Source organism: Limnothrix sp. FACHB-406 (assembly GCF_014698235.1).
GTDB lineage: Bacteria > Cyanobacteriota > Cyanobacteriia > CACIAM-69d > CACIAM-69d > CACIAM-69d.
The window spans coordinates 110,974-137,228 of the sequence record NZ_JACJSP010000002.1 but is presented as its reverse complement, the minus strand read 5'-3'; the positions used below and the strand labels follow the sequence as shown (position 1 = coordinate 137,228).

The following is a 26,255-nucleotide window of genomic DNA, read 5'->3' as shown; positions in this document are numbered from 1 at the left end:
TGCCTCTTCGGCATTCCTTTCAATCGCTAAGATCCATCACTAAGATCCGTCTCGCCAGCGGGAGTCCAGCTTCAAGATCTGAAGTGGCTCCCGCTTTTTGCATAACGAACCGCATTCCCTAGGCAGCTCCTAACCAACCGGTGAGGAGTTGTTCTTGCAGCGGGCTGATGTCTTTGAGAAGGGCAACTTCGTAGCGACTGGGCTTGGGATCAGCCAGTTCTACGGTGGTGGATTGGAGTTGATCTTGATGGAAATAGGTGATGGTGAGTCGATCGCCCGGTTGATAGTCTCGGAGGCGATCGGGCAATTGTCCCGCTGCTAACCGAATGCCATCCAGAGCCAGGATTTCATCACCAGGATCGATGCCCGCATGATAGGCGGGTGATTGAGCTTCGGTGAATTTCACCATTTCGCGGCCCTGCTCGGTAGCCAGACGCAAGCCCAAGTGGGGAACTGCGCGATCGACAATTCCCCTTAGCTCTAAGCCAAAGGGTTGCAGATAGGTTTGGAGTGGCAATTCTTCAGTGGTGTGCAAATAGCGCTGGAAGAAATCACTCAGGTTTTCTTCAGCCACTTCAGCAATAATGGACTCTAATTGTTGAGCGGTAAAGCCCACTTCTGGTTGGCCAAATGCTTGCCACAGGCGTTGCAAAACATCATCGAGCGATCGAGCATTGTCAAACTTAGCCCGAATTTTTAAATCCAATAGCAAGGAAACCATTTCTCCCTTCAGGTAATAGGAGATTTGGTTATTGCCACTGTGGGCTTCAGCCCGATAAAGCTTAATCCAAGCATCAAAGCTCGATTCGGCCAAAGGCTGAATTAACCGTCCCGGTGTATTCAGATAGCGAGTAATTTCCTTGCTCAATTGTGTTAGGAAATCTGCTCGGCTATAAATACCCGCACGGCAGGGAATTTGCAAATCATAGTAGCTGGTGGTTCCTTCGCAAAACCACAGGGACGGCGTGTAGTTTTCTGCATCATAATCAAAGGTTTCTAGCTCTTTGGGCCGGATCCGCTTCACGTTCCAAAGATGGAAAAACTCATGGGCCACCAGTTGCATGAACTGATGGCGTTTTTCCGTTTGCTGGAATCCATAGCGGTTATAAATCAGCGAGCAGGAGTTTTTATGCTCTAGGCCGCCATAGCCCTGACCGGTGAGATGCAAAATAAATAGGTAGCGATCGTAGGGCAGGCCGCCAAATAGGTTAGCTTCAACTTTGATGATTTTTTCAAAGTCCTCAAGGATCGATTGGGGTTCCAGGTTGCCATTACCCCAAATTGCTAATTCATGGGATTTGCCCAGCACTTCAAAGCGATGCAGTTGATGGGTTCCAATTTCAAAGGGACTATCAACCAGTTGATCGAAATCGGCCGCTTGAAAGGTTTTGTGGGTTCCTTGATCGTTGACCAAGGGCAGAGCAGTGGCCACTTGCCAGTCTGATCGGGGCAGGGCAATGGTCACTTGCAACGGAATTTCTAACCCCCCAACGGGATAGAGGAACGTGGCTGCCCCGTTGAAGTAGGCATGGGTGCGATCGAGATGGTTCGTGCGCACGGTCAATTCGTTAGCAAACAGCCGATAGCGAATGGTGACCGTTTCTAACTGCCCGATCGCCACTTGCCAGTGATTTTTGGCCAGCTTTCGCCACAGCAGTTGCTGTTGGTTTGCCCCCCAAGCACTGAAGTCTTGCAGATGCCGTTCATACTCCCGAATCAGATAGGAACCGGGAGTCCAAACGGGAAACTTGAGATCTAAGGTGGTGCTTTGCCAACCCTTCAACACCAGTTCAATTTCAAAAAGGTGGGTTTGTGGCTCGGGCATGGCCACTTGATAAGTTAACCGTGGCAACTGGGCTGCTCGACGATCGGGCGGGGTAGCAATTGCTTGGGTCATGGGTCGGAGAAAGAGAAAACGTCATCAACAGAATGCAATCACAACAGAGGAAATGGTCAGCAACAAACTGACCATGCCATCTGACCATGCCGCTCCATAGCCTCTCACTAACCTTGGCTTGCCAGTTGTCGTAACTGTGGCAAAAAGGGCAAGTGCATAATTTTTTCGTGCGGATCGATCTTCACCCAACCTTTTTCTTGCAGTTTCGCCATAATTTTGGCGGTTTCTTCGAGGGTAATGTCACTGACTTCTGCCAAATCCTTGATCGGGATATTCAGAATGTCGCGTCCCCGATCGGCCGGTTGTCCGTAGTCATCGGCCAAAGAAGCCAAGGTGTTTGCTAATTTGACGGCGCTCGGTTTTCGGCGCAACTGCAAGCGGGTGTTGGCATTCCGAACCCGGCGCACCATGAGTTGCAGCAGTCGGTGGTGTAGCTGGGAATCTTTAAACAGGGTTTGGACAAATCGTTGAGCGGAGATGCTAAATAGTTCCACTTCGCTCAGGGCCAACACATCGGTCGATCGAGGCGATTCGTCCAAGATGGCCATTTCTCCAAAAAAGTCACCCTGACCCAAAATGGCCAAGGTCATGTCTTTGTCCCCCGAGAGCCGACGGACTTTCACCCATCCGGAGGCAATGAAATAGACCGCATTTCCCCAAGAGTCTTCCATTAAAACGGCGCGTCCTGCGGGGTAATCATGCTCGACTGCGGCCGCCAACAGCCAATCGAGCGTTTCTTGACTGGCCGCATTGAACAATGGAAAAAGCTCTGTAAAGGTTTCAGTTTGCATTGCCGGAGAGTTAGTTGGCATGGTTCTTTGAGCCTAGCAAGATTCTGTCCTAGATGGCAGATGAAACACCCAGAGTCTTGACGAATTGCGGTTGGGTTTCGGCGGTTCGGGACGGGGCGATCGCCCCATTCTCCTACGCTCAGTTACGGGTCTTAATGGTGACTCTAAATGCCTGGCCCCATGACTTCGCTCAGTGGCTGGCCACAACGGGCCGCCGTCAACCATCGGTTGAATTTAGCTGAATTTAGCGCCCCATGGCCATCTTCTGGTCACGGGTTGAATGGTCTGGTTGAATGGTCTGGTTGAATCATCTTCGATGACGTTCTGAAGCAACATTCCGGCCAGCCCGAATTAACCCTAGTTGTTTATGGTTAATTCCCGTTAATCGTCCCCTCCTTAGGATCTTCGTCGGCTGATGGGGACAATCCTCCCAAAACCAAACGAAATTCCGGTCTTTTAGGCTCAGCACCGATCCACAATTTCCAGAACATCTTGGGGCTGACCATGCTTGCGCGATCGCCCCCATCGTGATGCACTAAAGGGTGTCGTTGCGTTCTGTAAAGAAATCTGTTCTGTGAAGATTTCTGTATTTCATACCCCGGAGTTAACCCCCCAATTTTCGGGGAGCGAGTCGCCGACGACCCCAGCGCCGGACTGTGCGATCGCCATTGATGTGTTGCGGGCCACGACCACGATCGCCACAGCGCTGGCCGCCGGAGCGGAATCGGTTCAGGCCTTTTGCACCCTTGAAGAATTGATGACCACCAGCGAGGCTTGGCCGGCCGATCGTCGCATTCGGATTGGCGAGCGGGGCGGCAAAACCGTGGAAGGCTGTGATTTGGGCAACTCTCCCCTAGACTGTACCCCCGATCGGGTGGCGGGCAAACGCCTGTTCATGAGCACCACCAACGGCACTCGGGCCCTGCAAACCATCCAAAACGCCCCGGTTGTTTTGGCGGCGGCCCTGGTGAATCGACGGGCGATCGTGGACTTTGTGTTGGCCCAACAACCCGCCACCCTCTGGATGACCGCTTCCGGCTGGGAAGGCAGCTTTTCCCTGGAAGATACGGTCTGCGCTGGTGCGATTATTTCTGCCCTGTTGGAAAAACTAGGTCAGGACTCAGATTGGTTCGGCAACGATGAGGCCGTGGCGGCGTTGGCGCTCTATGACCAATGGCGCGATCGACTGCTGCAACTGTTTCACCAGGCAAGCCACGGCCAACGCTTGCTGCGGCTGGGTTTGCTGGAGGATTTGGAATATTGCGCCAGTCAGGATCGCCTAGATGTGGTGCCCATCCAAACGGCCCCGGCAGTGTTGACCCGCGCTTAGTTTGCACTTAATTGGCATTTAATTTGGCGTTGAATTCGTGCTGAGTTCTTGCTGCGTTCTTGCTCAACTTGCATCATTCGCACTGAGTGAGCCAAACCTGAGCCAAAACCTAAGCCAAAACCAACGCCCAGTCAGCTATCGGCCCCGGCTGATGGCTGGCTGCACCATGGACAGGGCTAATTCACTAAAGATCTCATCCACATTGCTGCCACTTTTGGCGGAAGTCCAATAGAGCGAGTAGGTCACGCCGGCCAGAAGGGTTTCCACCTGAAGCTGTAGATGGTGCTTATGGGACTCGTCCATCAAATCGACTTTGTTGATGGCCAAAATCACGACACTGGTGGGCGAGACCGATCGCACTAAATTGGCATGGTCGCGCAGATGACTAACCGTGTCGGGGCGGGTGGCATCGGCCACGACGATCGCCCCAGAGGATCCTTGAAGATAGCTGGGGGCAATCCGCTGAAACTTGGTTTGGCCCTCCACATCCCAAATCAGCAACTGCAATTCCATCGGCTCCGGCCGCTCAGAGGCCCGATCGAGAGACGGATCTGGCAGCGGCACGGGCACAATCTTCCGAGAGATTTTTACCCCAATGGTGGACAAGTAGCGATCGCTAAATTGCCGATCCACAAATCGACGAATCAGGCTGGTTTTGCCAACTGCATAATCACCGACCAAACAAATTTTTTTTGAAAGGGTTTGCATGGCTTTAGGGGGTTGGCAAACGCACCGGCGACTGGGCCGATTGTAGAAGACAGGATGGAAACTGGCCGAAATTCAACGGCAAAACTCCCGATTTTCGGGCCCCCTGGCGATCGCGGATGGGCAATTCAGGACATGATTCAAAGCAAGGGAATTGCTCAGGAGCCTGGTTCCAGCGGGTTAATGATGCAAATCAAGCTGGTCGAACATAGCAGGCAAATCCAGCAAACCGAAGCGATGGCTCATTCATGGGCAAGCCAGGGAGGAACATCGTGAATCGAGTCGTGAATCGATTGGCTTCACGATCGATGGGGAATGGATCAGGAATTTAAGGCGCTGGGATTGCTTCAAAGCGCACGCAACGACTCATCCATTCCCCATCGCCTTGGGTCACATCCGGCGGGGGCCCAACCTGGGCACTGGGCACTAGCCGCTGGGCCGAAATGCCTCGGCTAATGAGGGCCGATCGCACCAATTGCGCTCGCTGCAAGGCCAGGGCCGACGCATTCGGTTCGGTGGGGGCGCTGTGGCCCACCACGCGCAGGTTCAGATCCGGATAACTTTGCAGGAATTGGCGAATGGGATCGATTTTGCCGGCAATATCGACATCAACGAATCGATCGGCTCCTAACTCAAAGTACAACCGAACGGTCAGACTCGGAATCACAATTTGCAACGAATTGACGACACGGTTAGTGCCGGGAACCCGCTCAAAGGCCGCCGCGATCGCGCTGGCTTCGGCTCGGCTGCGGGCGGAGCCGGTGACGGTGACCGTTCCGCCAGATTGCGCATCGATGCTGTAGCTAGCGTTGACCACGTTGCCATCCCGGTTCAAGGTTTTGGCAATCCGCTGCACCTCGGCAGCAGCCAGAATGGGATCCGTGGGCAACTGCACGGCAATGATTTGATTTTTGGGGGGTGTGGCTTGCTGAAACCGTTTTGGGTCGATCGCCCGATAGGTGTCGGTGGCTGTGCGTTCCGCCTGGAATCGCAGCCAAGGATAGGGAACCTTGCCCCGCAATCGCAACTGATCGCCTTGTAAATCAACGGATAGATTATACACCGCCAATTGGGGAGAGGTATTCAGGGCCCCTTGCACGGCCGCCAACAGGCCTCGGTTGCGCTGGTTTTGATAGTTCCACCAAATCCAAGGGGCCGCGATCGCCGCGCTCAGCACCAAAATTAGCCCCGTCAGGGCCCAAGGAAACCCACCCCGCCGATTTAGGTTCAGGTACGAACGCCGTTGGATGGGTCGCACCAAGCCGGTCACGGCCGTGTGAACGGGGGCCGGCAGGGTGCGGGAGTCGCCATCAAAGGATTGCAGGGGGCGATCGTACCGTTCCACCAACCGCTCCAGGGTCGATCGCAACTGACGGTAGAAGCCCTTGGACGGTTGACCTTTCACAATCACCGCCAAATAGCAGTAACCGGCCACCTCCATGGCAATTTGCGAATCGTTGTACTGAATTTCGTGCAATTCGGACACGTTGCCATCTTGCACCATGCAATCATTCACGAAGCTGCGAATGGCCGTGAGCATTCCCGCCAGCATGTCCCCTTCGAGGGGATCTTGGTCAGCGGATTGACATTCGCTCATCACCAGACCCGAGGCCTTGTGGATCAAAAAAGCAGCCTGTACCCGATAGGGCATGGCTTCCCGCAAAATCAGCTCCGCTTCGGAGACCCCTTGCATTTTGGCTCGCATCTTGCGGCCCACCCCTTCCATACTCAGGGTGTTATGCACCTTTTCGTTGATGGAGTCGATCGCGTCTTTCATGTACTTGGCGATCGTGTTGCCAATGACGGGATAGAGCGCATCCACCATGGCATCCCGTTCTAGGGCAATTTGCTCTTTGATTGAAGCCCCCATCATGGGCCCAAGGGCTTGAATCATCGAGTCCGCATCAAGCTGGTACTGCTCCCGCATGGCGGAGGCGGTTTCGGGCGCAATGGCATGGGCGATCGCCAGGGCCAAATCAGCGGGAGCATCTTGCATTCGCTGGACGATCGCCGCATCCAGCACGGGGGCGATCGCCTCGGCCATGGCTTGTCGATCCTGAAGCGATCGCTCGTAAATCAGGCGATCGATCGTGGGCAACAGGGCTTGGCAAATTTCTTCGCGGGCATCCAGCACCCGCCGTTCAATCAACCGCGCAATCAGGGGCGATAGGTGCGCCACCAGTTGATCGGCATTTTGCAGCAGGGACTCAATCGCATCCACCTGCTGCTGAACCCGTTGCATTTTGCCGCGCAGGGCTTCCACCCGATCTTCCACGCGGACAAAGTTGTCACCAATCAGCAGCGATTGCAACTGCTCCCAGGCATCTTCCCCTGAGCTACCGTTGCCTTCGGAGGGTGCGCCGTTGCCGTTGGCCCCGTTCCCTGCTTTGGTGGTTGTATCTTGCCCCGATCGCCCCGTTGCGGGCGAAGGCGGGGTCAACAAATCCGGATCGGCCCCAAATGGATTGATCGGTAACTCATCACGATCTGCTGAGTTTTCTGCCAGGTTTCCTGCCAGGCTTTCTGCCAAATCGGCTGTTAAGTCGGCGGCCAAATCGGCTTCTACCAAGGTCGAGCGAGATCCTGTTAAGTCGGATCCCGCTCGGCCTTGCAGTGTTTCATCAGGAACTGCGAGACGGCTCGCCACCGAACCTTGGGGTTGCGGGGCGATCGAACTGGGTGGCCGCTCCGTGGGCGACTGAGACGATCGGCCCAACTGACTCAGCAGATCTAGCCAATCCTCCACCGGCTCCGACTCGGAATGATTGCGATCGGGCATAGGGCCAGCACTCCAACCAACTCAATCCAACAGTGACAACGGGTTCCATCCAGTCTAGGAAATCTTCCTGAGAAAAACCCACCGTTGGCCCAATGCCCGATCGGCCAGGATTGGCGAACCGGCCCGCATGATTGTTGCGCCCCAGTCCGGTTAACCGTTGACTAACCCTCTGATTAACCCTCCGGCGACACCAACTCCACCGACAGGGCACTTGGCGGATCGATCGCCGCTTGCAACGCCGGAACCACATCCTGACCCTTCAGGCGCATTCCCAGCTCAAACATCAACTCCGCCAAAGTCTCGCGCTCCACTTTGTTATCGCGCAAGGACGAGAACCGCGTATCCAGCTCCTCAAAAATTTGAGTACGCAGGGTGCGGATGTCCTCTTGCAGCTTGTCGCGGCTTTCGTTCAAACGGCCATCAATCGCCGTGGTTTTTTCCTCAAAGGCTCGATCCAACTCCTCAAAGATGGCCTGAACCCGCCGACCCAGGCGATCGTTCTGTTGCTGCAAGTCCGTGGTTTCCTCCTGCATCTTGGTGGTGAACCCCTTCAACCGCTTATCCAGCGCCTCCAGGGACGCTTGCAATTGGGTTGAGAGGGAAACCTTCACCTCCTCAATCCGATCCTGCAAATCCTGATGCAACAGATTGAGTTCCGACTCCATTTGCGCAAAGCGATTTTCATAGTCGCGAAGCTGGGAGCCGACCAAGATGTCGCGGATTTGATCAATGTTGCCTAACCGTTCCCGAATGTCTTGGCGATCCATGGCTTGCCTCGCTGTTGCTGATACCTAAAAACAAACGACAGAGCTTGTCAGAAAAAGAGGGTGGGTGTGGTTCGGTAGGAGCGCGCTGCAAAAGCCGATCTGTGATGGCACAGGGTGCAATGGCACAGAAATAGCCCCGAACGGCCTGATTGTATCTCGATCGCCCCCTAGGGTCGGCCTCGAATCCGTGAACCACAGATTCAAAACCACCGGTTCAAAATTTGATCCGGATTTGATCTGGATTTGATCTGGGCTGCTGCATAGGCTCAGACAGCACTTCAGACAGCACTAAGGCGAATCAAGGGGCGATCGACTGAACCGGCTTAAACACTCAGCTTCAGGGCCGCCACGGGCACATCATCCCAAGAATCCACGGTGCGCATAGTCACCACCCAACCCTCCTGGCGCTGTTCATCGGTCAGATTTTCTTGGAAAGACTCATAGCAGGCCTGGGCCTGTTCTTCGCTGGTAGAAGCAATGCAAGCGTGGGAAATGCCTGCGGGATCCATTTGTTCGTTTACCCAGATGGTCATGACGACTGATTCTCAATGGCTGCAAGGAGTAGCAATGGATAGATTGCAATCTCCGTCTCCAGTCTATCCATTCCCACCCAGCGCCCTGGGAAATGTGTCGGGTCGGCAATGCAAGGGTTAGGGCGATCGGGGCGCTGCCCCAGAAAATCAACCGAAAATCTACTATCCGGAAATTTTGACAAAAATTTGAGTTGGGGACTAGAAAAATAACGAACGTTCGATTTAAAATAAATCCGAGTTCAGAACCCCAACCCTCAACTCATCAACCGGCAGCCTGAGACCCCATGCAGAGGGTTTGAGTCCTGAAGATGCAAATTAGCAAATTAAATGCAAATCTTTTGGTCTTGAATCTTTCGGCTGAGGATTCGTCCCAAGTTGCCACCATTTCGGTTACAAAATTCAGTCATCCAAGCCTGAAAACAATGACCAACCATTCTTGATCACCGTTCTTGATCACCGTTTCTGAAAACAACCCCCAAGAGAATTGCTCTAGGGAACTAATCGAGAGTCTTCCTCAATAAGTTGCTAGTGATTTCACTGATGAACTCCTTGATTCAGCATTGCTCAGGCATCGATTCGGCATGAATACGACATTCATTAGGCATCGATCGACCCCTGATCATGCATTACACAATGTCGATTTCAAGGCCAATTTCAGTGCCAATTCTGCGCAGGTGAGGTAGTGTGGCCGCACAAAAACCGATTAAAAACACTTGCGTATTGAGCCAATGCCCAAAATTGTTGATCACGAGAGCTATCGCCAAGAACTCCTGAGTCGTTGCTTTGCTTTGTTTGCCGAACGGGGCTACCACGCACTCACGATTCGGGAAATTGCCAAGGGACTCGGTGTTTCCACTGGAACCCTTTACCACTATTTCGAGAGCAAAGAAGACCTTTTCATCCAACTCATGGACTACCTGAGCTTGGAGGATACGGGAGAACAAGTGCTCAGTCAGTTGAGCCATCCGCTGACCCTGACCGAACGAATTGTGGTGGTGATGAATTGCGTGATTGACAACGAGGAATATTTTCGCCAGCAGGATCTGTTAATTGCGGAGTTTTGCCGCCATCAGGGGGAAGTGGTGCGCAAACATCCCTTGATTCAGGGGGCCCACGATCGCTATGTTCAGGCGCTGGCAGACTTTTTGGGAATTCACGATCGTCCGGTTTTGGAGTGTTTTTTGGCTTGGGTGAGTGGCTTGCTGTACCGCCGAATGCTTTTGGGTGAGCAGTTGGACTTGGCGGAACAGGCAGTTTTGATGTCCAAGATGCTAGCGGGCTACTGGGAGCAAACCAATCGTGATTGTAAAGTTCAGGAATTTCAACACGCTGGCTCTGGCGGCTAGCGCGGCGGCGGCAAGCATTGCCCTGGGGGCGATCGGGCTGTCGCAGTGGAACCGGGCAACGGCAGAGCAACAGGCCCAAAGCTCAACCCCGGGCCCGGTGGTGCGATCGGGCGTGACGGCCCTGGGGCGACTGGAGCCGGAGTCGGAGGTGGTGCGGTTGGCGGCTCCCTTGGCGCTGGATGGCGATCGGGTCAGTGAGTTGCGCGTGCGGGAAGGCGATCAGGTGCGGGCGGGGCAAGTGGTGGCCTTGTTGGCTTCGGAAACCGTGTTGGCCGCCGAATATAACGAAGCGAACCGCCAAGTGCAGGTGGCCGAAGCGCGCCTAGCCCAAGTGAGGGCCGGGGCCAAAACCGGTGACATCAACAGCCAGCGGGCCGCCGTGAACCGAGTGCAAGCAGAATGGCAAGGGAACACCGACGCTCAACGGGCCCAGCTCAGCCGGTTGCGGGCCCAGTGGCAAGGGCAGTTAGCCCAACAGTCGGCCGCCGTCCGTCGCCTGGAAGCGGAGTTAGCCAATGCCCAATCAGAATATCGGCGCTATGAGGCGCTTTATCAGGAAGGGGCGGAATCTGCCTCCCGGTACGATTCCAAGCGGCTGTCGGTGGAAACTTTGTTTCGGCAGCTTCAGGAAGCCCGGGCGGAACTGAACCGGCTCGATCGCACCGGTCGCCAGGAAGTGCAAGAGGCCACGGCGGTGCTGAGTCGGGTTGAGCGGGCGGGCCAACAACAATGGCAAGAGGCCAAGTCCACCCTCAGCAGCGTGGCGGAAGTGCGGACGGTGGATGTGCGCACGGCCTTGGCGGAAGTGGCGGCGGCCCGGGCCGCGCGCGATCGGGCGGCGGCGGCCCTGGAACGGGCTTATTTGCGGGCCCCCAGCGATGGGCAAATTTTGAAGATCCATGCCCGGGCAGGCGAAAAGATTGGTGATAGCGGCCTGCTTGACCTGGCCCAGACCGATCGAATGGTGGCCGTGGCGGAGGTTTACCAAACCGATGTGGGGCTGGTGCGCGTTGGCCAACCGGCAACTATTGTGGGCCAAGCTGTTCAGGGCAGCTTGCGCGGCACGGTGACCCAAGTGGGACTGCAAGTGTTGCAACAAAACGTGTTTAGCAATCAGCCGGGCGAAAACCTCGATCGGCGGGTGGTGGAAGTGCGCATTTTGCTCGATCCGGCCAGCACGGCCCGCGTGCGATCGCTCACCAATTTGCAAGTGGAAGTGAGCATCGAAACCGACACGGGCAACGCTCGCTAACTCGCTAATTGGCGGTTACTTGATTAATAGTCATTTGATTAATAGTCACTTGATTAGCAGTCATTTGATTGTTATTGAATCAATTCTTTTGCCAGCACGCTCGCTAGCGTTGCAACCGACCCCATGCCCAAAAAAACTCCCCTTTCTTGGCTATTATTGGTGCGCCAGAAAAGCCGCCTAATTGTGGCCACCGCTGGCATTGCTTTTGCAGATATTTTGATGTTCATGCAGTTGGGGTTCCAAAGTGGTCTATACGACGCAGCCATCAAACCCCACCTCAACCTTGATGCGGATTTAATCCTGATTAATCCTCAGTTTCGGACGCTTTTTTCTGTTAAGAGTTTCCAACGCGAACGGCTCTATCAAGCTCGCGCACTGCCCGAGGTGAAAGAGGTGAGTTCTATTTACATCAACACCGGCCAATGGCGCAATCCAGAAACCCGTGAAAGTCGCGCCATTTTGGTTTGGGGTGTGGAACCGGGAAAGCCCAGTTTCAAGCTGCCGGAAGTGGAACAGCAACTCAATCAAATCACCCTGCTGAAAACAGTTTTGTTTGACCAAGCGGGACGACCAGAATATGGCACGGTAGCCGATTGGTTAGCCCGATCGCCCCATGGTTTAGAAGTGGAGTTGAGTGATCGGCTCTTGAACGTCAGCGGTACTTTCACCCTGGGGGCCTCTTTTGCGGCAGATGGCAACACGATCGTCAGTGATTCCACCTTTTTGCATTTGTTTCCCGATCGCTCCGCCAGCAACATTGAAGTGGGGTTAATTCAACTGCAACCGGGTAGCGATCCGGTGGTGATGCAACAGAAACTGTCTGCCTTTTTGCCCAAAGATGTGCGAGTTTTGACCGTTGAAGAATTTGCCAACGTTGAAAAACAATATTGGGCTGAAGGAACCGGCATTGGTTTCATTTTTGGTCTTGGGGCCATCATGGGCTTCATTGTGGGCATCGTGATTGTTTATCAGATTCTCTATTCCGATGTGTCCGATCACCTATCGGAATTTGCCACCATGAAAGCCATGGGCTACAGCAACGCCTTCCTGGTGCGCGTTTTGATCACTGAAGCCTTGATTTTGGCAGTGATTGGCTTTTTGCCCAGCATGGTTTTGGCAATGGGTTTATATCAAATCACCTATTCCGCCACCCTCCTGCCAATTTTCATGCGGCTCGATCGCGCCATCACCGTTTTTGTGTTGACCATTGCCATGTGTAGCGCCTCCAGCGTGATTGCCATGCAAAAGCTTTATCAAGCGGATCCAGCGGATATTTTCTAAGGATTTTTGCCCACGTTTGGAGAGATCAATCTAGCAGAGGGTTAGGTTATGGATCAGGTCATGGATCAGGTTACGAATCAAGTCCTTGGGCAACCATCTAGCCAAACCGGTGCCATTACGATTCAGAATTTGAATCACTATTTTGGCAATGGTGATCTCAAAAAACAGGTGCTTCATGACATTAACCTGATCATTCAAGCGGGTGAAATTGTGCTGCTGACGGGGCCATCTGGCTCTGGAAAAACCACCCTATTGACCTTGTTGGGAGGGTTGCGATCGGCCCATGAAGGAAGCTTGAAAATTTTGGGCCAAGAAATGTGTGGAGCCAGCAAAGAACAGCTCTTAAAAACTCGCTGCAACATTGGCTATATTTTCCAGGCCCACAATCTTTTGAGCTTTCTAACAGCTCGCCAAAATGTCCGCTTGTCCTTGGAATTACATGACCATTACACCGATGCGGAGTGCGATCAGCTGGTGGATGAAATGTTGACGGCGGTGGGCTTAGGCGAGCGATTGGACTATTATCCCGAGCAGCTTTCGGGGGGACAAAAACAGCGGGTGGCGATCGCCCGGGCCCTGGTGAGTTCTCCCAAAATTGTGTTGGCCGATGAGCCAACGGCTGCGCTCGATCGCAAGTCGGGGCGGGATGTGGTGGAAATTTTGCAACGCTTGGCCAAGGAGCGAGATTGCACCATTTTGTTGGTCACTCACGATAACCGAATTTTGGATATTGCCGATCGACTGCTGTATATGGAAGATGGGCGATTGGTGAAGGATAAGACTGAATAAACTCGCAAGGGATCAAACTTGGCGATCGTGCTCTAGGTTGTGCAAAATTTGACGGAAATCCGCTGCGATTTTTCCTTGGTTTTCAAGGGTCACAACTGGCACATGGATAAACAGAGCCTTGGCTAATTGGCGGTGGAGCAACAGCCATTGCAAGACTCGGTAATAGAGCGCATTACAAACAAAATTTCCCGCATCAAAGCTAATTTCAGAACACTCAGTGCCCGCCAACAGTTGCGGCAAATGAAAACCCGTTGCTAACCGACTGCCCCCTTGGCTAGCTTGAGCTTCGAGGGAGAGGTGTGATCGCCCCTCAGCCACGCCACACAACAGGATTTTCCGAGGACGATGTTGCTCGATCGCCCCAATCACCCGCTCAGGAGCCAGATCAAAATCAACGGGTAATTGCCGCAAGCAAATCACCTGCGGGGGCAGTTGCCGTTGTTCGATCAGCAAAGCCAGCAAATCATCGGAGGCGTTGGATTTCTGATGGGGTAACCAAGTTTGAAAGGAGGTGATCAGCCAGGGAGATTGCGCCATTTCAAACCTATAATTTCAGTGGTTTCGATCTTTTGAATGATTTGTGATGATTGAGATCGCTTTCGATCGCCCGTCATCCAAATCACAGTTTCAGTCAATACAATTGCAGCAATTGCAGGGGTTTGGTGTCCTATGACAACGATTGCCGTGGTCGATTACGATATGGGCAACTTGCATTCCGCCTGCAAGGGGCTAACCCAGGCGGGAGTTGAGCCGATCGTGACTGACTCGGCAACGGTGATCGATCGCGCCGATGCGATCGTCCTGCCGGGAGTCGGGTCTTTTGATCCGGCGGTGCAGCAACTGCGCGATCGGGGATTGGAAGCGCCCATTCGCCAGGCGATCGCCCAAGGAAAGCCCTTCTTGGGCATTTGTTTGGGTTTGCAAATGCTGTTTGAAACCAGCAGCGAGGGCCGGGAACCGGGTCTGGGCATCGTGCCCGGCTCCGTGCGGGCTTTTCAGCCAGAACCAGGAATCACCATCCCCCACATGGGTTGGAATCAATTGACCCTCACCCAACCCACATCCCTTCTGTGGCAAGGGCTGGAGCCGTTGCCCTGGGCCTATTTTGTCCATTCCTACTATGTGGATCCGGCGGATCCAGGGGCGATCGCCGCCACGACCACCCACGGCAGCCAAACGGTGACGGCCGCCATTCACTGCGAAGCGCTCGGTTCCGGTCGGCCCAATGTGATGGCGGTGCAGTTTCACCCGGAAAAGTCAGCGGCGGCGGGCCTGCGGATTTTGGCGAACTTTGCCACCACGGTTCGATCGATGGTTCCCTGCTAGGGTTAATCGACCGGTTTGGCAACGCTTAAAAATGCCTAAAAACGCTTAAAGCTGAACAGAGCGCAGGTGCGATCGGGGATCGGTCGATCGCGCCGCCCGCACCTGTTCATAGGCGGCCCGCTCGGCCGCCGTGGGTGAACTGGGCAAAGTCACCGCCACCCGCACCAACAAATCCCCTCGCTTGCCGCTGGGTTCAACCCAACCCTTGCCCCGCAACCGCAGGGTTTGACCCGACTTGATGCCCGCTGGCACATTCATGGTCACCAACCCATCGGGGGTGGGCACATCAGCCTTGGTTCCCAACACCGCCTCATCTGGGGCGATCGGGATTTCGCAAACCAAGGTGTCGCCCTCAAATTGAAAAAAGTTGTGGCTATTGAGGCTGACCTTCAGGTACAGATCTCCCCGTTGACGGCTGTAGGGGTCGTATTGCCCCTTGCCCTTGAGGCGAATTTTGCTGCCCGGTTTGGCCCCGGGAGGAATGCGCACGGTGATGGTTTCGGCTCCCAGGCTCAGGCGCTTTTGCGTGCCATTAAACGCTTCCCCAAAGGACAGGGCCAAAGTGGCTTCCCGATCGCCCGCGGCCGATTGGGGGCCAAAGCCGCCCACATCCCCAAAGCCGGAGAAGCCACCCCCAAAATTGCTGCTGTTGTAATTGCCGCTGTAGTTGCTGCCTGTGCCGCTGCGATAGTTGTAGCTGCTCGATCGCGTCCCGGCGGCCCCTGGCCCGCCAAACCGTCCCAGCAGCTCATTAATAAATTCATCAAAGCTGCCGTAGCGGCCAAACTCAAAATCATCAAACCCGGCTCCCCCGGCCCCGGTTCCTCCCCAGGCTTGACCGGCGCGATCGGCCTGTTGCCAATATTGACCAAAGCGATCGTACTTTTGGCGCTTGTCCGCATCGGACAGGACTTCATAGGCCTCGTTCACTTCCTTGAACCGCGCCTCCGCCTGTTTGTCGCCTGGGTTCAAGTCCGGGTGGTATTTGCGCGCCAACCGTCGATAGGTTTTCTTGATTTCCTCGGCACTGGCGGTTTTGGTCAGACCCAGCACCGCATAGTAATCCTTAAAATCTGTCGCGGCCATGCGCTATCACCTTATTTTGCTGCGGTCGATCGGGATGGATTTAGCCTAACGAAGTCTAGCGCTGGCTGGAGATCGGGTGCGATCGCGCTGATTGGTGCAATTCCCGAACCTAACCAGATTTTGGCTGTCACCTGGATCCTGATCCTCAGCGGTTTCCGCCCCCTTTCCGGCCATGGGAAAGGGGTTGGGAAAACCAAGATTGATCGACCATTTCGGGAGCAAGCTTCGGGAGCAAGCCTAGGGATAGAACGCCAACTGGGGCAACCCGATCGTTTCATCCAAGCCCAACATCAGGTTCATGCACTGCACCGCCTGACCCGATTGGCCCTTCATCAGGTTATCGATCGCCGACAACACAATCACCCGATCGGTGCGTGGATCCACCTCCACACCCAAATAGCAAAGGTTGGTTCCTAGGGCCCACTTGGTTTGGGGATAGACCCCACTGGGCAACACCTTCACCCAAGGACTGTTGCGATAGAAGGCGTTGTAGATGGTCAGCAGGTCTTCGCGCACCAGGCCCGGATCGCGGAGGGTGGCATAGACGGTGGACAAAATGCCGCGCGGCATCGGTATCAGGTGGGGCGTGAATTGAATCCGCACTTCATGGCCCGCCAAATCCGTGCAAATTTGTTCAATTTCCGGCGTGTGGCGATGGCGACCGACCCCATAGGCAGAAAAGGAACCGCCCGCTTCTGCCAACAGCATGTTGGTTTTGGCCTGGCGGCCGCCGCCGGACGTGCCGGACTTGGCATCAATGATCGCCGTTTCCGGAATGATAATCCCCTGTTTCAGCAGGGGCAGCAGGGCCAACAGGCTGGCCGTGGGATAGCAGCCGGGACAACCAATCAGGTTCGCCTCCGCGATCGCCTCGCGATTCAGTTCCGGCAGCCCATAGACCGCCATGGCCGCCACTTCCTGATCGCTGCGACTCTTGCCATACCAGTCTTCATAGGTGTTCAGATCCCGGAACCGGTAATCCGCCGACAGATCCAGCACCTTGCAGCCCCGATCGACCAGTTGAGGGGCCAAGTCACAGGCAATCCCGTTGGGCAGCCCCAAAAACACCACCCGACAGCGCCGGGCAATCTCATCCAGGTCGATCGACTCCACCTTCAGGGAAATGCGGTGGGCCAGGTGAGGATAAACTTGCCCATAGCTTTGGCCGGCACTGCTTTCGCCGCCCAAATAGGTCAGTTCCACATGGGGATGATCTAACAGAATTCTGACCAGTTGCACGCCGCCGTAGCCCGATGCGCCAACGATGCCAACTGGAATCTTGTCTGTATTACTCATAATCCGGCTTCTGATTCCCTTTGCTTGTGTGGGTGCCTGTGTCTGTGGACGGGCGCGGTGCTGCTGGGTGCGGGCCAGCCGGCGGGTGCGCGCGGCTTGTTGCCATGCATTCTAGTACCGTTTGCCGGTGTTCCTGCGTTCGGTTGCAGGGGGTCTCACCCCTAGGGGATACAGGGCGATCGCACAGGATCAGAAAAGCCGCAATTCACCGCCGGGTGAAACTGCTACAGGAGATACAATGGAGACCATAAGTTAAGAACTGTAACTGTTTATTAGCGTCCGTCCTAGCCTCTAGCCGACAGACGCGCTGTTCGCCTTTGGTTGCTGCCGCAATGACCCACCACACTGTCCCCCAGTCTGTTCCCGCGTTTGTGTTTGACACGATTCCCGCCATCCTGGCAGACCTGAAGGCCGGGCGGCCTGTGGTGATTGTGGATGACGAAAACCGCGAAAACGAAGGGGACATCATCTACGCCGCTGAAAAGGTGACGGCGGACGCGGTGAACTTCATGGCCACGGAAGCGCGGGGGCTAATTTGTTTGGCCATGACGGGCGATCGGCTCGATGCATTGGAGTTGCCCTTGATGGTGACCAACAACACGGACAGCAACCAAACGGCCTTCACCGTCAGCATTGATGCCTCGCCGGCCTTGGGGGTGAGCACGGGCATTTCAGCGGAAGACCGCGCCAAAACAATCCAAGTGGCGATCGACCCACGAACCCGGCCGGAAGATCTGCGGCGACCGGGGCACATTTTCCCCCTGCGATCGCGTGAAGGGGGGGTGCTGAAGCGGGCAGGGCACACGGAGGCGGCCGTGGACTTGGCTCGCCTGGCGGGGCTTTATCCAGCGGGCGTGATTTGCGAAATTCAAAATCCCGATGGTTCCATGGCCCGGTTACCGCAACTGATTGACTATGCCCAGCACTACGACCTGAAAATCGCCACAATCGCGGACTTAATTAGCTATCGGCTGCAACATGAGCGGTTTGTGATCCGGGAAACGGTCACCAAACTGCCCACGGAGTTTGGCCTGTTTGAGATCTATGGCTATCGCAACGAAATTGACGGTTCCGACCATGTGGCGATCGTCAAGGGCGACCCGGCCACCTTCCACGATCGCCCGGTGTTGGTGCGGGTGCATTCGGAATGTCTGACAGGGGATGCGCTGGGATCCTTGCGCTGTGACTGTCGAGCGCAACTGATCGCGGCCCTGAAAATGATTGAGCAGGCCGATGAAGGGGTGGTGGTTTACCTGCGCCAGGAAGGTCGCGGCATTGGCCTGATTAATAAGCTCAAGGCCTATTCCTTGCAAGATTTGGGCTTTGACACGGTGGAAGCCAACGAAAAGCTCGGTTTTCCAGCGGATTTGCGCGATTACGGTGTGGGCGCACAAATTTTGAACGATTTGGGCATTAACCAAGTGCGGCTGATTACCAATAACCCGCGCAAAATTGCCGGTGTTCGTGGCTATGGGTTGGAAGTGGTCGATCGCGTGCCCTTGTTGATTGAGGCCAACTCCTTCAACACGCGCTATCTGACCACCAAGGCGGCCAAGCTGGGGCATCTGCTGCTGCAAACCTATCTGGTGACGATCGCCCTCCATTGGACGGATCACCCCACCACTAGCGAAGCCTACGAACGGTTAGCCCAGTTGCGACAATTGGTGAGCGATCGGGATTTGCGATTGCGGGAAGAGGCGCGGCCGGTGGCGGTGGCCCTGTTTGGCAATCCGGCGCTGATTGTGCATTTGGGCTTTGACCAATCCAATTTGGCCATGGCCGGTTGGTATCGCGAACCGGGCCATCCTTACCTGGAGGCGATCGCCCAACTCCTGGATCAGTTGGCAGACTGGCAAGCGGTGCAGCGGCTGGAATTTTTGGTCAGTGAAGGGGGCGACCCCATGGCCGGGCTACAGGTGAAGCTCGATCGCCTGACCTACAAGCTGTCAAGCGGGCATCGACCATCCACCATTTGCCAAGATGTGGAAAGCCAGCAAATTTATAGCTTCCTGCGCTAGCGGCCTGCGTTAGGGCTGTCGGGGCGATCGTCCTGCGCTAAAGTGCCTTTGTTGCAAACTGCGGGCCGCCGATCGGGAAATGTCCCCTAGCTAGCGGTTCCCCGGCGGTTTGGCAACGGTTTTTCAGGGCAGGACAGCGCGTGCAACAGGAACCGGGCCATCACCCCCCTCAGGCCATTCAGGCATTTTGGGCACAAGTTTGGAGCGTTCTTTTTCAGCCGATCGCCCATGGGCGCGATCGACGGCTCTGGTTTTGGGGCGGCCTCTGCGGAGCCGTGGCCCTGGCCTATGGCGGGTTGGCCCTGCAACAGGCCCTGGCGGGCCCCTATGTGATCCAAGATGATGCCCGACAGCATGTGTTTTGGATGCGACGCTTTTGGGATCCAGAAGCCTTTCCCCAAGATCTGATTGCCGACTATTTCCAGTCCGTGGCCCCGGCGGGTTACCAATGGCTCTATGGCTTGGTGGCCAAGCTGGGGCTAGATCCTTTGCTGTTTAACAAATTTGTGCCCTTGGGGTTAAGTCTGCTGGCGGCGGTGGGAGCCTATGGCTTGGCGGTGACCCTCTGGCCGATTCCATTGGCGGCGGGGTTGAGTGGGCTGCTGGCGGTGCAGGCCCTGTGGCTGCGGGATGATTTGGTTTCCGGCACACCAGCGGCCTTTGCGGGGCCCCTGTTGCTGTGGGGGTTGTGGGCGATCGCCCGTCGGTGGTTGGGGGTGACGGTAGGGGCGATCGGACTGCTGGCTTTGTTTTATCCGCAAGTGGCCCTGGTGCTGGGCGGCGCGTTAGGACTGCAATTGCTGCGATCGGGGCGATCGGTTGCTTGGCGCTGGCGGGCGGCCTGGGAACGCCCGGAGGTGCGGGTGGCCTTGGCGGGTTTGGGGGCGCTGGTGGTGACCATGGTTCCCTACCTGCTGCGCGATTCTCCCTTTGGGCCGGTGCTGTCCGTGGACGTGGCGCGATCGATGCCCACCTTGGCTGATAAGGGTTGGTCTGCCTTTTTCACGCGGGATCCTTGGAACTATTGGGCCTGTGGCCAACGCAGTGGCTTTTTGCCCACCGAATGGTGTCGGATCATGGCCTTCCATTCGGTGCTGGTGTTGCCTTTGGGCGTTTGGTTTGGCCTGTTGTGGCCCCTGCTGTGGTGGCAGCGTGATCGCTTCCCCCTGGTGCGATCGGCCCAAGAAGCCTTGCCCCTGTTGGGCGATCTGTTGCTGTCCTCCGCGATCGGGTTTGGGGCGGCCCATGGGTTGCTCTTTAAATTGCACCTGCCCAATCGGTATGGGGAGCATTCGGTGCGGCTGGTGGCGGCGCTGGTGGCGGGTTTGGCGATCGCGGCGGTGCTGGAGCGGGCGGTGCAATGGCTGCGGCGGGGTGGATCCCGGGCGATCGGGGCCGGGCTGGGGGCGGGCCTGTTGGTGCTGTGGTTTGTGGCCTATCCAGTGGCTCTGACGGCTCAAAATTACGCCTTTCCGGTCACCAACTACGTGCCAGGCAATGCTCCGGGGCTTTACGCTTTTTTGCAACAACAACCGCGTGATACCTTGGTCGCTTCCTTGGCCCGCGAGGGGGATAATTTGCCCGCCTTTGCGGGGCGATCAATCTACGTGGGTGGCCAAGGCTATCTGCTGCCCTATCATCTGGGGTTTTATCAAGAACTGGTGCGGCGGCTCGATCGACTCGTGAGCGCCCAATTTGCCCCCAGTTGGGCCCCCATTCGCCGGTTTTTGGCGGAAACGGGCGTGGATTTTTGGTTAGTGGAGCGATCGAGCTTTCAGCGAGACTTTTTGGATAGTCGTCGGTTTCGCCAATTCAACATTGGTGCAGCCCCATTAGCCCAGCTCGATCGGGGCGAACAACCGGTTTTACCTAGCGCGATCGACCGTTGCGCCCAGTGGCAAGCGGGCGATTTGGCACTGTTGGAGGCGAAATGCTTAATGGCTGGCTCCGCGCCCTAGACCCAACCAGCCCTAGGGGCGATCGCGCGGGCCGCTGGGCCTTGGCGCTCAGTTTGGCCGTGGCGATCGGTTGTGCCCTGCCCGCCCTCTTTCAGGCCTTCAGCGGCCCCTACGTGGTGCAAGACGATGCTCGCCAACATGTGTTTTGGATGCAACGGTGGCTCCATCCCGATCGCTTCCCCAATGACCTGATGGCGGACTATTTCCAATCCGTGGCTCCCTGGGGATATCAAGGCCTCTATCGGTTGGGCAGCATCCTCGGCTTAGATCCGATGGTTTTCAATAAATTGCTGCCGATCGGCCTAGGAACCCTGACCACATTTCTGTGTTTTCAAGTGGTTTGGCAACTGTTGCCCGTGCCCTTGGCGGCCTTCAGCGCCTGCGTATTTTTAAATCAAAATTTATGGATTGCTGACGATCTCGTTTCCGGTGTGCCCGTTGCCTTTATTTATCCCCTTTTATTTCTGTTTCTAAAGGGTTGGTTAGGGCGATCGCCCTGGCAACTCTTCAGCGCTATTGGGCTTTTGGCCGGCTTCTATCCCCATGGCGTTTTATTGGGATCTTCCCTGATTGGTCTAGATTTAATTTGGCAAACTTGGCTAATTGCTCAGCGATCACCGTTCCAGGTGCGATCACTACTGAAAACCCTATGGAATCAGCGCCGATTAGAACTCAGTTTGTTGATATTTTCAGGCTTAGTTCTATTGCCCTTCCTCGGCAAATCAAGTCAATATGGCCCAGTGCTAACTGCCGCTGAAGCCAAAACCTTTTGGGCCCAATTTTTTCAGGTGGAACCGGCTTGGGCCTATTGGTTCAAGCATCGACGCACGGGACTGATTCCGATCGATTGGTGGGAAATTGACTTCGCCTTCCCGCAAATTATTTTGACCTTACTCTTTCCGATTTTGTGGTGGCAGCGCGATCGGTTTCCCCTGGCCCAGGCCACGCGATCGAGCTTGGTCTTTGTGCCGCAATTATTAATCGTCTCCGGGGCTTGGTTTACCGTTGCCCATCTCTTGCTCTTTCGGTTGCATTTGCCCAACCGCTACTCAGAACATTCCCTGCGCATTATTGTAGCCATTTTGGGTGCGATCGCCCTGAGCTGGCTAGTGCAAAAGGCTTGGCAATGGGCAAAATCACGCCCGCCCAATGCAAAATTGAGCAATTCAAAAGCCAAAGGCTTAGTGTTGCTCATCACCGGTTTTTTGCTGATTTATCCCTTCACCTTTCCTGGTTTTCCCGCCACGCAATACGAAATTGGCAACCATCCCCAACTCTATGAATTTTTTCAGAACCAACCGGTTACCATTCGGATTGCTTCCACCACCCGTGAAACGGATAACTTGCCCAGTTTTGCCCAACGCTCCATTGTGGTCGGCCCCGGGTTCACCATGCGCTACCATCGTCGTTATGCCACGGAGCTATTGCAGCGGGCAACGGATTTAATTGTGGGGCAATATACCCCGAACCCCGATCGCCTACGGGAGATTTTGAACCGCTATTCAGTGGATTTTTGGTTGCTCGATCGGGCAGATTTTGACCCCAATCAGCTCCAAAAAATGGGCTGGGTTCGTTGGTTCCGCGCCAGCCCCCAAGAACCCCTAGCGATCGCCCATCGCCAAGCGATCGAACAATTACGGCGGGGCGAAGTGCCCGTGATGCAAACGCTGCTCGATCGTTGTCAGCAATTCACCGATCAATCGTTGGTTGTTCTGAATGGCAATTGCTTAAGATCGTCCCTTTAATCCCATGCATTCAGCCTGTCTGATCACGGCTTACTGATGGATTTCATTCATTAATTTGATTCACGCCCTTTATTCCATTGCAGATCAACTTCCATCAAGATGATTAACCAAACAATTAGCCAAAAAATTCTGACCAGTTTGCAAAAGGGATTTCAAACCGGGTTCCAAAGTCCTCGCCAAGCTCCCCGCTGGACAATCTCCTTCCCCCTCTTGGGTTTGATTTTGTTAAGTGGCGCGATCGCCCTCTATGGCATTAACTGGGGATTGCCAGACTGGAAAGGTTGGGCCGCCGATGAGCTAACGCCAGAACGGGTTTTAGAGGCGATCGATCAAAAATTTGCTAACGGTTGGCACTATAAATATCCACCCTTTCACTATTACTTACTGACCCTGCTCTATTCGCCCCTGTTGGTTCTGAAACAACTGGGCTGGGTTTCCTTTGAAGACCTGAAAACCTATAGCCTTTTGTTCTATCTCAATCGGCTGCTTTGCGTGATCATGGGCATGGGAACCATGGTCTTGATGGTGCGGTTGGGAGAAATGATTTTTGATCGCAAAACGGGCTGGCTAGCGGCCTTATCCATGGCCCTCACGCCCCTTTATGTCTACTACGCCAAAATCGCCAACTTAGATATTCCCGTTTTGTTTTGGTCGATCGCCTTTTTAATTGTCTATGTGGAAATTCTGAACCATCACCGCTTTCGCGACTACATCATCGGCGCAGTTTTAGCCGCGATCGCCGTTTGTACCAAAGATCAGTTCTATGGATTTTGCATCCTCACGCCGTTCTTTGTGATTTGGCACTATTGGCAAAAACAACGGCTGAGCAATCCTCAATTCACCCTTTGGCAAGCGGTGCGCGATCGACGGGTGGGCTATGGCCTTGGTGCAGGGGTTGGAGCATTTTTAATTCTGCAAAATGCCCTCTTTAACTTCCAAGGGTTTATCGATCGATTCAACTTAATTCTGTACGGAGGAGCCAGCATTCGACCTCGCTACGAAGAAAGTTTGCAAGGGCAGTGGGAAATGCTGGGGCAAAGTTTTGGTCATTTGCAATTTTCCTTTGGCTGGCCCCTTTGGTGGCTGGCTTGGGTCGGAATAGCGCTCTATGGCTGGCGATTGGTTCGATCGCTCCGAGGCCATTCCCAACCAAACCGCACCTCTCTTCATCCCACCGATCGGCAATGGTTGCCGCTCTATCTTTGGGTTCCCGGTATTTCCTATTACCTGTTTTATATCGCGCCTATTTTGTATAACGATGTGCGCTATTTAATGCCCTTAATGCCCCTCTTTGCCTTCTTCGCGGGTTCTGCCATGGCCCAGTTGAGCGATCGCCTGAAACCTTGGTTTTTTCCCGGTGCTTTCATCACCACCCTCGCCTTGAGTTATAGCCTGGGTTATAGCTGGACAGTCAACAGTTTAATGACCCATGATTCGCGCTATTTTGTTGAAGAATGGATGCGATCACAAATTCCCGCCAATCAATTAATTCTGGAAGTGGGCATTGAGAAATATTTGCCCCGTACCACAGGATTTCAGGCCAAATTGCTCGAAGAACCGGACTTGGGCCAGGTGAGCGCCCTCAAACCCCAATGGATTATTGTCAGCAGTGGCTATGACCAACGCCGCTTTTTGCAAAATTCTCCAGGTCACCAATTTTTTGAGCAGTTACAATCGGGAAAGTTGGGCTACGAACTGGCGCTGCAATACCAAACCAAGCCCAAGTGGTATTGGTTCGATCGCCCCACGGTGACCTATCGACTGTTGGATGACATGAAAATTTATTCCAACTTCGACAAAATCGACCCTGAAATCACAATTTATCGATCGAATAAATCGACTGAATAAACCGCCAACTTTTAATCATGATGCCCTTCCCCGCCCTGCCCCGCGCTTCCCGTCGCCCTCGGATCTTCGCGTCCCTCCTGGCTCGTTCTGGGGTGGTGGGCTGGGGGTGCTTGGCCTGCTTGCTGATCGGCTGTGGCAATGGGAACCGCAGCGACGCAGCAGTCACCACCGAAGCTCCGGCAGCCCCAGCGACCCAGCCTGTGGCCTTAAACAGCGAGACCCCATCGGCTCCGGGAGCAGGCCAGTCACCCACCGTAGATCGGGTGGCAGCGGTGGATGCCAATCGCGAAATTGCCAATGGTCGCCTGGGGCGGGTGCGGCTGGGCATGACCCTTGCCGAAGCCAAGCGGCTGATGGGGCCCAATGTGCGCTGGGAAAATGTGCCGAATCTGCTGGTGGACTTTGGCGGCATTGCGGCCAAGTCGGGATCTCAAACGCTGTTTTATGTCATTTACGAAGCAGCAGGCGGAGCACCACGAGATCGCGACCCGATTTCCATGCTGATGACGGAGAACGCCGCCTACAAAACCGCTGAAGGAATTGGCCCCGGCAGCTCGATCGCCCAAGCCGAAGCGGTCTATGGCAAAGCCACCCTCAGTTTCAATTGGGACGATGAAGCGCGGGAATATGTCAAATTTGCCAGCCAGCCGGTGGGTCTGATTTTTCGCACCCAAGGTCAGCCCAATGACTTCGATGGCAACTATCCCACCACCCAAGGCCAAAGCGACAGTTTTTACAGCACACAACGTTATCACCCCACCGCAGCCATCAAAGCCGTGTGGGTCGCTTCGCCCTAGTCGCGCGACAGGCTTAATGTATTGGGTCAAAGCGGCAAAGGCAGTCGTCGTAACAAGGGGCTTAAGCCCCTTGCTGCCTAACGGTTTGGTGGCGACAACAGTCAGTTGACTTGGCCTATCACGTTAAGGCAGCCGCGCCACTAGGATTCCACGCTGGCCGCCAACTCCGAAAACCGCTTTGCTCCAGCCGCCCGCAAGCGTTCCGCCCCCTCGGGCCAATCCATCAGCAATGCCTGATCGAGATGGGTGAAGTCGGGGCCATAGTCACCGATTCGGTTGGGGTCGGCTCCGGCGGCCAACAAGCGGCCGATCGCGCCGGCCTGTCGCCAAGCCACGGCAAACCCAAGGGGCGTTTCTGAATCATCCGTGACGGCGTTGGGGTCGGCTCCCCGTCGCAACAGCAAATCGATCATCGGCAAGTCCCCTTCAACAACGACGTTTAGCAGGGGAGTACAGCCAAAGTTACCGGGCGGGCCATCCACGGGCGCGCCCCGATCGAGCAGCCAAGTCACCATCGATCGGTTGTGCCAAATGGCGTAGTCCAGCAACCTGGCTTCGTTGGACTGGTAAAGCTCGGGATGTTTGCCCAACAACAATCGCAGCCGCCGCCGATTGCCGCGTTGAATGTAGCTGTGTGCTCGACGAATAAGACCACGACCCATGGGCGATCGACCTGCTTTAAAAAGGGCAAAAGGCAAAAGGCAAAAGGCG

General features: G+C 55.1%; 21 protein-coding genes. 11 read left to right on the top strand and 10 right to left on the bottom strand.

All coding sequences use genetic code 11. From position 1 onward, the window contains the following. Nucleotides 1-118 precede the first annotated feature (118 nt). Entirely contained in the window at nucleotides 119-1,897 is a 1,779-nt protein-coding gene (locus tag H6G53_RS02465) for a M61 family metallopeptidase (protein ID WP_190530827.1), read from the bottom strand. Nucleotides 1,898-2,004: 107 nt separating this feature from the next. Then, nucleotides 2,005-2,688, bottom strand: coding sequence for a Crp/Fnr family transcriptional regulator (locus tag H6G53_RS02460; protein ID WP_099535455.1), 684 nt, complete (start codon nucleotides 2,686-2,688; stop codon nucleotides 2,005-2,007). A gap of 574 nt (nucleotides 2,689-3,262) precedes the next feature. On the opposite strand from H6G53_RS02460, the gene H6G53_RS02455 reads away from it, so the two are divergent. Continuing rightward, entirely contained in the window at nucleotides 3,263-4,018 is a 756-nt protein-coding gene (locus H6G53_RS02455; protein WP_099535507.1) for a 2-phosphosulfolactate phosphatase family protein, read from the top strand. A 135-nt stretch (nucleotides 4,019-4,153) separates the two neighbouring features. Here the strand turns inward: H6G53_RS02455 and H6G53_RS02450 are convergent, their stop codons facing one another. From H6G53_RS02450 to H6G53_RS02435, 4 genes are all read right to left on the bottom strand, one after another. Beyond that, complete coding sequence (locus H6G53_RS02450; protein WP_099535453.1) at nucleotides 4,154-4,726, bottom strand: Rab family GTPase; 573 nt, start codon at nucleotides 4,724-4,726, stop codon at nucleotides 4,154-4,156. 325 nt (nucleotides 4,727-5,051) lie between these two features. After that, complete coding sequence (locus tag H6G53_RS02445; RefSeq protein WP_190530826.1) at nucleotides 5,052-7,502, bottom strand: OmpA family protein; 2,451 nt, start codon at nucleotides 7,500-7,502, stop codon at nucleotides 5,052-5,054. Between the two features lie 173 nt (nucleotides 7,503-7,675). Further along, nucleotides 7,676-8,269: a hypothetical protein gene (locus H6G53_RS02440; protein WP_190526315.1), complete on the bottom strand. Its 594-nt coding sequence runs from the start codon at nucleotides 8,267-8,269 to the stop codon at nucleotides 7,676-7,678. Nucleotides 8,270-8,592: 323 nt separating this feature from the next. Beyond that, the gene (locus tag H6G53_RS02435) at nucleotides 8,593-8,802 is read right to left on the bottom strand and encodes a glycogen debranching protein (protein ID WP_099535445.1); all 210 of its coding nucleotides are present in this window, start codon (nucleotides 8,800-8,802) and stop codon (nucleotides 8,593-8,595) included. Between the two features lie 728 nt (nucleotides 8,803-9,530). On the opposite strand from H6G53_RS02435, the gene H6G53_RS02430 reads away from it, so the two are divergent. From H6G53_RS02430 to H6G53_RS02415, 4 genes are all read left to right on the top strand, one after another. After that, nucleotides 9,531-10,148: a TetR/AcrR family transcriptional regulator gene (locus H6G53_RS02430; RefSeq protein WP_099535443.1), complete on the top strand. Its 618-nt coding sequence runs from the start codon at nucleotides 9,531-9,533 to the stop codon at nucleotides 10,146-10,148. Continuing rightward, nucleotides 10,102-11,400 carry an HlyD family efflux transporter periplasmic adaptor subunit gene (locus H6G53_RS02425; protein ID WP_199309101.1) on the top strand — a complete coding sequence of 433 codons (1,299 nt, stop codon included), beginning with the start codon at nucleotides 10,102-10,104 and terminating at the stop codon, nucleotides 11,398-11,400. Before H6G53_RS02430 ends, H6G53_RS02425 begins: the two co-directional genes overlap by 47 nt. A 123-nt stretch (nucleotides 11,401-11,523) precedes the next feature. After that, entirely contained in the window at nucleotides 11,524-12,681 is a 1,158-nt protein-coding gene (devC, locus tag H6G53_RS02420; protein WP_190353541.1) for an ABC transporter permease DevC, read from the top strand. Nucleotides 12,682-12,741: 60 nt separating this feature from the next. After that, nucleotides 12,742-13,470, top strand: coding sequence for an ATP-binding cassette domain-containing protein (locus tag H6G53_RS02415; RefSeq protein ID WP_190530825.1), 729 nt, complete (start codon nucleotides 12,742-12,744; stop codon nucleotides 13,468-13,470). A gap of 12 nt (nucleotides 13,471-13,482) precedes the next feature. Here the strand turns inward: H6G53_RS02415 and H6G53_RS02410 are convergent, their stop codons facing one another. After that, nucleotides 13,483-14,007: a peptidase C15 gene (locus H6G53_RS02410; protein WP_190530824.1), complete on the bottom strand. Its 525-nt coding sequence runs from the start codon at nucleotides 14,005-14,007 to the stop codon at nucleotides 13,483-13,485. 132 nt (nucleotides 14,008-14,139) lie between these two features. On the opposite strand from H6G53_RS02410, the gene hisH reads away from it, so the two are divergent. Beyond that, on the top strand, nucleotides 14,140-14,796 hold the full coding sequence (gene hisH, locus H6G53_RS02405; RefSeq protein ID WP_099535437.1) for an imidazole glycerol phosphate synthase subunit HisH: 657 nt from the start codon (nucleotides 14,140-14,142) through the stop codon (nucleotides 14,794-14,796). Nucleotides 14,797-14,841: 45 nt separating this feature from the next. On the opposite strand, the gene H6G53_RS02400 is transcribed toward hisH, so the two are convergent. Further along, nucleotides 14,842-15,882: a DnaJ C-terminal domain-containing protein gene (locus H6G53_RS02400; RefSeq protein WP_099535435.1), complete on the bottom strand. Its 1,041-nt coding sequence runs from the start codon at nucleotides 15,880-15,882 to the stop codon at nucleotides 14,842-14,844. Between the two features lie 237 nt (nucleotides 15,883-16,119). Beyond that, nucleotides 16,120-17,178: an N-acetyl-gamma-glutamyl-phosphate reductase gene (gene argC, locus H6G53_RS02395; RefSeq protein ID WP_099535433.1), complete on the bottom strand. Its 1,059-nt coding sequence runs from the start codon at nucleotides 17,176-17,178 to the stop codon at nucleotides 16,120-16,122. A 332-nt stretch (nucleotides 17,179-17,510) separates the two neighbouring features. Here argC and ribBA point away from each other — a divergent pair, with 332 nt between their 5' ends. The 5 genes from ribBA (at nucleotide 17,511) to H6G53_RS02370 (ending at nucleotide 25,544) form a co-directional block, all read left to right on the top strand. Then, entirely contained in the window at nucleotides 17,511-19,196 is a 1,686-nt protein-coding gene (gene ribBA, locus H6G53_RS02390) for a bifunctional 3,4-dihydroxy-2-butanone-4-phosphate synthase/GTP cyclohydrolase II (RefSeq protein WP_099535431.1), read from the top strand. Nucleotides 19,197-19,336: 140 nt separating this feature from the next. Then, nucleotides 19,337-21,154 (top strand): hypothetical protein, encoded by a 1,818-nt coding sequence (locus H6G53_RS02385; RefSeq protein WP_190530823.1) that lies wholly within the window; start codon nucleotides 19,337-19,339, stop codon nucleotides 21,152-21,154. Then, nucleotides 21,127-22,899 carry a hypothetical protein gene (locus H6G53_RS02380; protein WP_190530822.1) on the top strand — a complete coding sequence of 591 codons (1,773 nt, stop codon included), beginning with the start codon at nucleotides 21,127-21,129 and terminating at the stop codon, nucleotides 22,897-22,899. The genes H6G53_RS02385 and H6G53_RS02380 overlap by 28 nt, the downstream gene beginning before the upstream one ends. A gap of 99 nt (nucleotides 22,900-22,998) precedes the next feature. Then, nucleotides 22,999-24,747 (top strand): glycosyltransferase family 39 protein, encoded by a 1,749-nt coding sequence (locus H6G53_RS02375; protein WP_190530821.1) that lies wholly within the window; start codon nucleotides 22,999-23,001, stop codon nucleotides 24,745-24,747. A 17-nt stretch (nucleotides 24,748-24,764) separates the two neighbouring features. Then, a complete protein-coding gene (locus H6G53_RS02370; protein WP_099533132.1) occupies nucleotides 24,765-25,544 on the top strand; it encodes a hypothetical protein in 780 nt (259 codons plus the stop codon). 140 nt (nucleotides 25,545-25,684) lie between these two features. Here the strand turns inward: H6G53_RS02370 and H6G53_RS02365 are convergent, their stop codons facing one another. Further along, nucleotides 25,685-26,206, bottom strand: coding sequence for an ankyrin repeat domain-containing protein (locus tag H6G53_RS02365; RefSeq protein WP_190530820.1), 522 nt, complete (start codon nucleotides 26,204-26,206; stop codon nucleotides 25,685-25,687). Nucleotides 26,207-26,255: the final 49 nt, after the last annotated feature.

Coding starts and splice junctions, on each gene's coding strand:
- H6G53_RS02465 (WP_190530827.1), bottom strand. CDS start 1,897: ATGACCCAAGCAATTGCTACCCCGCCCGATCGTCGAGCAGCCCAGTTG.
- H6G53_RS02460 (WP_099535455.1), bottom strand. CDS start 2,688: ATGCAAACTGAAACCTTTACAGAGCTTTTTCCATTGTTCAATGCGGCC.
- H6G53_RS02450 (WP_099535453.1), bottom strand. CDS start 4,726: ATGCAAACCCTTTCAAAAAAAATTTGTTTGGTCGGTGATTATGCAGTT.
- H6G53_RS02445 (WP_190530826.1), bottom strand. CDS start 7,502: ATGCCCGATCGCAATCATTCCGAGTCGGAGCCGGTGGAGGATTGGCTA.
- H6G53_RS02440 (WP_190526315.1), bottom strand. CDS start 8,269: ATGGATCGCCAAGACATTCGGGAACGGTTAGGCAACATTGATCAAATC.
- H6G53_RS02435 (WP_099535445.1), bottom strand. CDS start 8,802: ATGACCATCTGGGTAAACGAACAAATGGATCCCGCAGGCATTTCCCAC.
- H6G53_RS02430 (WP_099535443.1), top strand. CDS start 9,531: ATGCCCAAAATTGTTGATCACGAGAGCTATCGCCAAGAACTCCTGAGT.
- devC (WP_190353541.1), top strand. CDS start 11,524: ATGCCCAAAAAAACTCCCCTTTCTTGGCTATTATTGGTGCGCCAGAAA.
- H6G53_RS02415 (WP_190530825.1), top strand. CDS start 12,742: ATGGATCAGGTTACGAATCAAGTCCTTGGGCAACCATCTAGCCAAACC.
- H6G53_RS02410 (WP_190530824.1), bottom strand. CDS start 14,007: ATGGCGCAATCTCCCTGGCTGATCACCTCCTTTCAAACTTGGTTACCC.
- hisH (WP_099535437.1), top strand. CDS start 14,140: ATGACAACGATTGCCGTGGTCGATTACGATATGGGCAACTTGCATTCC.
- H6G53_RS02400 (WP_099535435.1), bottom strand. CDS start 15,882: ATGGCCGCGACAGATTTTAAGGATTACTATGCGGTGCTGGGTCTGACC.
- argC (WP_099535433.1), bottom strand. CDS start 17,178: ATGAGTAATACAGACAAGATTCCAGTTGGCATCGTTGGCGCATCGGGC.
- ribBA (WP_099535431.1), top strand. CDS start 17,511: ATGACCCACCACACTGTCCCCCAGTCTGTTCCCGCGTTTGTGTTTGAC.
- H6G53_RS02380 (WP_190530822.1), top strand. CDS start 21,127: ATGCTTAATGGCTGGCTCCGCGCCCTAGACCCAACCAGCCCTAGGGGC.
- H6G53_RS02375 (WP_190530821.1), top strand. CDS start 22,999: ATGATTAACCAAACAATTAGCCAAAAAATTCTGACCAGTTTGCAAAAG.
- H6G53_RS02370 (WP_099533132.1), top strand. CDS start 24,765: ATGATGCCCTTCCCCGCCCTGCCCCGCGCTTCCCGTCGCCCTCGGATC.
- H6G53_RS02365 (WP_190530820.1), bottom strand. CDS start 26,206: ATGGGTCGTGGTCTTATTCGTCGAGCACACAGCTACATTCAACGCGGC.